Here is a 4,835-nt window from a genome sequence, read left to right as displayed (position 1 = left end):
GTTGTGGACCAAACGGACGAAAAGGGATCATCAACAGCGCACCCATAGCAGAGCATCAATCGCCCGGAGTGTGATAACGTCAGAAATCACGGGGGACGGGTAAACGACTTGCAAACAGACCGAGAAACGCGACTCCCGTCCTCCCGTGCATTTCATGGTTCGCCACTCTCCAGGTCCGATGACAGCAGCTAGATTTGGTGAAACTGCCGCAGGAAGTCGCGTTTGGTTTTCTTGAATTTTCTATGCGTTTCATGCTGTATAGACCTAGATGTTGACTCGAACGCGGGAGTAATGATTCCCCAATCGCCATTACGCGCAAACAAGATTACGTAGTCAATATCGCTGCCCTTCCAGCAATTCTGGATTCTTTGGTTCTCGCCAGTGGAGTTGAAGGTCTTCACTTGCAGTCGGTGGAAGTGGGGGCCGTCTGAGATGAGCAGATCAGTCTTGTGTCCATGATCAAGCATTGGGGCATACACCTCCCATCCATCCTGCATAAGCCAACATACAACCATACTTTCAAACGCGACGTTCTTGAGCGTTTGAAGGGTCGGCTGCAGTGTTTTTGTAGTTCTTCGAGGCAATGCAAAGAAGCCCTTCGGCAAATCTAAATGTTGGCGAACGTCACCGGTTACCGAGATCCGGCGAGTGATTTTGTGATGGCCAAGTTACTAACCACCGGATCTTCGGTACACCGGATGGTTACCCCACATTGTGCGTATCGTTGAAACGACGTGTACCGCCCACGATTATACCATAGGCGACAGATGCGCCGACGATTGCGCCGATAGCCATGATTGCCGGTCCCTGGCCGTATGGACCCGCAACAAAGAACAGACACAACGGCGGCAAAAGGATCGCGACAGTTGAATAGATGATTTGCCGTATACGCACCGATTGATCGTGAGGCCAGCTACGCGATCGAATGCGAAAGGCAACCCCGCCGAAAACGCATCCCACAGGTATCGTTGCGTAAGCTAGTGCGCTCCGCTGTTCAAGAAACGGCACGGAGGCGAAACCGCCGAAAAGCCCCGCGAATACGATGTACCATGCCGGCCCCCGTCGCCATTCGACACTCGGGCGACGAACCATCCGCTTCGCTTGGCGTAGCATAGGGATTCGATGTCACAGAAAAACGATCAAATCAGTTGGGGTAACGGTGCGGTTCAGCGGGGCCGCGCGAACGACTCGCCACTTCAAAAAAGTCAACTCGCGGCCTCCGTTGCAACCGATGGTTCCCCGCGTTTCACTATCGAATTCGGTAAGTGCCGTCGCCAGCGAGATCGCCACCGACGTTGGCCCAAATGTACCAGTTTTTGTCGTGCCGCGGCGTGAAGGTAAGTCGCAACCCACCAAAAGTGTCGCGGTGTTCGTAGAACCGGATTGCCGTTTCGTTTTCGCCGTACGCGCTCGGTCCGATCTCGATGTCGGTACATGTGAATCCGTATTCCAGCATTGGACACCCCTGTTCGGGTTCGTCGGGGTCAGCCGCGAGAAATACGCAGGACGTCTCGGGCATCAGATTGAGTACGTACTTGAGCCGCACATCGGAAAACGGTAACCGATGGAAGCGGGTCGGTTGTTCGACGTTTGGGGACGGCTCTTCGATTGCCTGAAGGACGTCAGCGATACGTTGGATGTCCCATGTCATTCAGAAGTCATCAGTCGGGGAACGACACACATCACCGAGCACGCGAAGTTGATGTGCCATTGTCAAAACGCCCCGATCGCGTGCTTCGGTGGATGTGATGGTTATCCGTCGTTTTGGATCGCGTATGGACGAGCACCGACGGGCGTTTCAGTACAAACTATGCAGGTGCAGACCCGTCGACATCGTCACGTTGTGCAGAGAAGGCCAAGCGACCAACTGCCGCAACGATCAGAAGTGCCATCGCAACAGTGCCAATCGACCCGCACGCGATGCAGTATGCCCGCGCGAGTCCAGACAGCGGCCAAATCAGCATGGGTATCAACCCAGTCACGAAAGTGAACGCCATCAGAGCCAGGGCAATTCTGTGCCAGGTTCGAGGCAAGAGAACCGAGTAAGGTTTACCTGACATGAGTATCTCCAATTTGCATAGCGATCAAGGAAGGGTGTATCGCAGTACGATTTTCATTCGGATAACGGTAGTGATCAGCGGGTCGGGAGAGTTGATTTTCCATCCGTGAAACCGTACAAGCCCCGACTCCGTTGCATCACATGGTTCGCCGCTTGCTTGAATCACAGTGTGGCAGGAGGCGAGTAAGGATTATCGGATGGCGCAACATCGTGGTCAACCGAGACTAGATCACCGGATTCAGTAGGGCCCGAATTCGCCGCAGACGCCCAAGACACGACAACGAATATGACCGATAGCACATGCAGCGTCGGATAGCCGATAATCCAAACAAACGCGAAGTCGTCGCTAAGGCTGCGTTGGAGGGTGCCGTACGGCCAATTGCCCATGGCACCGCCAAGCAAGGGCATAAGGAAGAGGAACGGGACATACAGGACCGGCAGTGCACACGAAACATGTCGCGAGAACGAGTTTGCAGTTCGGAACTGACGGACAATCAACCACCACCAGCCAAGAGTTGCAAAGGGCATAGCCAGGTACACAGCGAAGACCAACGAAAAGGTCGAATCAAGCGTTAGCGCCGTGAACAACGATTGGTTTACAAGATATGTGCAGAACCAAGAGCCGATTTCAGCGCCGCCGTATCGAGAGGAAGACTGCCGTTTCCGAAAAAGCAGGATGAAAAGGTGAAGCAAGCCACCTAGCGCAAAAACAGTCGCGAGAAACAGGTATCCGAAAAAACCGGGCATTCAATGGCGAAAGAGTTCAGGTGCTGGTGAGTCGGCGAACGACCCGCATCACCGAGTCGGGAATGTTGATTGTCCATTCGAAAAAACCTCGCAAGCCCGACTTCGGTGGATGCGATGGTTATCCGCCCTATTGCGTTGCCGGTTCCGGGCAATGCGTCACCCGTCTAGTTCTTCGACTAGTTGCCATCGTTGCAGCTTTAGTTTGGGGAAGACTGAAAAGTCGGTAATACGCAGACGTAGGTTGTGTCCAAGTACTTTCGTTGTATTGTCGAACGAGTCGGTCGGCGTTGCAGAGGGTGACAAATCAAGCACAGGCTCATGATGAATCGCGTTCGCAGGAAACGTACCGGTCATGGTGCACAAATATCGTTTTCCGTCGATCACTGATTCGCGTTGATGCTCAATAGAGATCGTGGAGTCGTCTTCGACGGACCGAACGATCGTGTACATCGAAAGCACTGGAATGGGTGAGGCGGCGTTGTCGAGAGACAAGCGATTCACTCGGGCATAAGTCCGCGCCGCATCACCGATCAAGTCCAGGTGAACAAGGTCACCAACTTTGAGAGGTGGATGGGGTTCGCCAGCGAAAACAGTTCCGCTAAGTAGCGTGACGAAAGATAACAGTGGGGCAAGTAATTTGAGCATCAGGCACTCCTTTGCATTGGTAAAGAACTTCTGTCGGATAACGGCCCGCGTCACCGGGGCCCGTGAGTTGAGTATCTATTTGTGAAACCGTACCAACGGGCCTCCGCGTGCACGCGATGGTTACCCGCGATTTATGTCATGATTGTAGCGTCGCCGGTCGTTGATTGTATTCGAGAACGAATTTCACGAAGGATCAGCGCCTTGCAGCACTAGTTTCCGGTCAATCTCATTCATCATGTTCGTGATGTAAGTATCGTGTTCGGGCCACCGAGCGGCGGCATTGGTTAAGAGATGCTGTGCAGCTTTGAGATCGCCCAGTGATTCAAGACGCGCGGCCGCCGCGATTTGATCGTCCGCGTTCGAGAAGTCGTCAGGCGTTCGATCGACCAAACGTTTGGGGCGAAAGGCAAACCAAGCAAACAGAGTGACGGGTCCAAACAGCCATAGCAACAGTAGCCAGCCGGAACCAGCGTCACGGGACTGAAACTCTTTGACGCCCCACGCAATGCTGCCAGTAAACACAGCAGCAAAGACGATCAGGAACAGGATTGTCGCGACAGCTTCCATAGTGATTTGGTGTAGCAATTCAGTCGGGTAACGGTACGCATCAGCGGGGACGGGCGAAAGACTTGCAAGCAGACGAGAAAACGGACCACCCGTCCTCCGTTGCATCACATGGTTATCGCACGGATGTGGGTTAAACGCCGATCGCGTCACCATGATGTATCAATCGACCGAGCACCGTCAGTTTAGCCTTCGGCCCCTTGGGTGACGGTTGTCCGTTCCCTAGCAGGATCAGTTTAACGAGGGTCCATTTTGAAAGCAACAAACGACGTTGTCGGACCAAACGATTGCCAGCGGATCATCGACAACGCACCGATAGCAGAGCACAAATCGCCCGGAGTGTGATAACGGTAGCGTTGACCGAGGTGCGAACGAACGATCAACCATCTGTAATAACGTTTTTGAGCACTCCGGTCCAACGCATGGTTATCCGCCACGTTCAGGCGTCAACCGATCGCGATCCAGATGATTAGCCCAAGGACCGGGAGCACGCCGAGCAAAAGCATAAAGCCGACAGCAGTATAGCGAGTATCGCCACGAAAGGCAGAATACGAGAGCATCGATAGTCCGATCCCTGTAGTCCAGAATCCCAAATACGCAGCGCCCTGCGAACCGATTTCGGTCCAAGTGTATGGGCGGTTGGTGCTGGATGTCACGAAACCGTACGTGACAACAACAACGCAGGCGAATGGAACAGTCGCGAGCAGAGCGATTACGCTAGCGATTGTTGTTCGCGCTAAGGACCGATCGCTGTGTGGGGCAGCCGCATTGCAACTCGCCGGTCGATAAGGATTGGCGTGCCGTATGTTCAATTGGTCAG

General features: G+C 53.8%; 6 protein-coding genes. All 6 read right to left on the bottom strand.

What is annotated here, in order from left to right; all coding sequences use genetic code 11:
• Positions 1 to 1,249: 1,249 nt before the first annotated feature.
• Positions 1,250 to 1,651 (bottom strand): hypothetical protein, encoded by a 402-nt coding sequence (locus CA13_RS00145; protein WP_146393673.1) that lies wholly within the window; start codon positions 1,649 to 1,651, stop codon positions 1,250 to 1,252.
• Between the two features lie 157 nt (positions 1,652 to 1,808).
• Positions 1,809 to 2,060: a hypothetical protein gene (locus tag CA13_RS00140; protein ID WP_146393671.1), complete on the bottom strand. Its 252-nt coding sequence runs from the start codon at positions 2,058 to 2,060 to the stop codon at positions 1,809 to 1,811.
• 161 nt (positions 2,061 to 2,221) lie between these two features.
• Entirely contained in the window at positions 2,222 to 2,587 is a 366-nt protein-coding gene (locus tag CA13_RS00135; protein WP_146393669.1) for a hypothetical protein, read from the bottom strand.
• Positions 2,588 to 2,962: 375 nt separating this feature from the next.
• Positions 2,963 to 3,451, bottom strand: a complete 489-nt coding sequence (locus tag CA13_RS00130; RefSeq protein WP_146393667.1) for a hypothetical protein — start codon at positions 3,449 to 3,451, stop codon at positions 2,963 to 2,965.
• 183 nt (positions 3,452 to 3,634) lie between these two features.
• Positions 3,635 to 4,123 carry a hypothetical protein gene (locus CA13_RS00125; RefSeq protein WP_146393665.1) on the bottom strand — a complete coding sequence of 163 codons (489 nt, stop codon included), beginning with the start codon at positions 4,121 to 4,123 and terminating at the stop codon, positions 3,635 to 3,637.
• 338 nt (positions 4,124 to 4,461) lie between these two features.
• Positions 4,462 to 4,835 (bottom strand): hypothetical protein (locus CA13_RS34405; protein WP_419193739.1); only part of this gene is annotated, 374 nt, incomplete at its 5' end.

This window comes from Novipirellula herctigrandis (genome assembly GCA_007859835.1).
GTDB classification, from domain to species: domain Bacteria; phylum Planctomycetota; class Planctomycetia; order Pirellulales; family Pirellulaceae; genus Novipirellula_A; species Novipirellula_A herctigrandis.
Note: the sequence above shows the minus strand (reverse complement) of the source record. Positions and strands in the feature narration are given on the sequence as shown.

Excerpts from the sequence above, each read along its gene's own strand:
- CA13_RS00135 (WP_146393669.1), bottom strand. The coding sequence starts at position 2,587 with ATGCCCTTTGCAACTCTTGGCTGGTGGTGGTTGATTGTCCGTCAGTTC.
- CA13_RS00130 (WP_146393667.1), bottom strand. The coding sequence starts at position 3,451 with ATGCTCAAATTACTTGCCCCACTGTTATCTTTCGTCACGCTACTTAGC.
- CA13_RS00145 (WP_146393673.1), bottom strand. The coding sequence starts at position 1,651 with ATGACATGGGACATCCAACGTATCGCTGACGTCCTTCAGGCAATCGAA.
- CA13_RS00140 (WP_146393671.1), bottom strand. The coding sequence starts at position 2,060 with ATGTCAGGTAAACCTTACTCGGTTCTCTTGCCTCGAACCTGGCACAGA.
- CA13_RS00125 (WP_146393665.1), bottom strand. The coding sequence starts at position 4,123 with ATGCAACGGAGGACGGGTGGTCCGTTTTCTCGTCTGCTTGCAAGTCTT.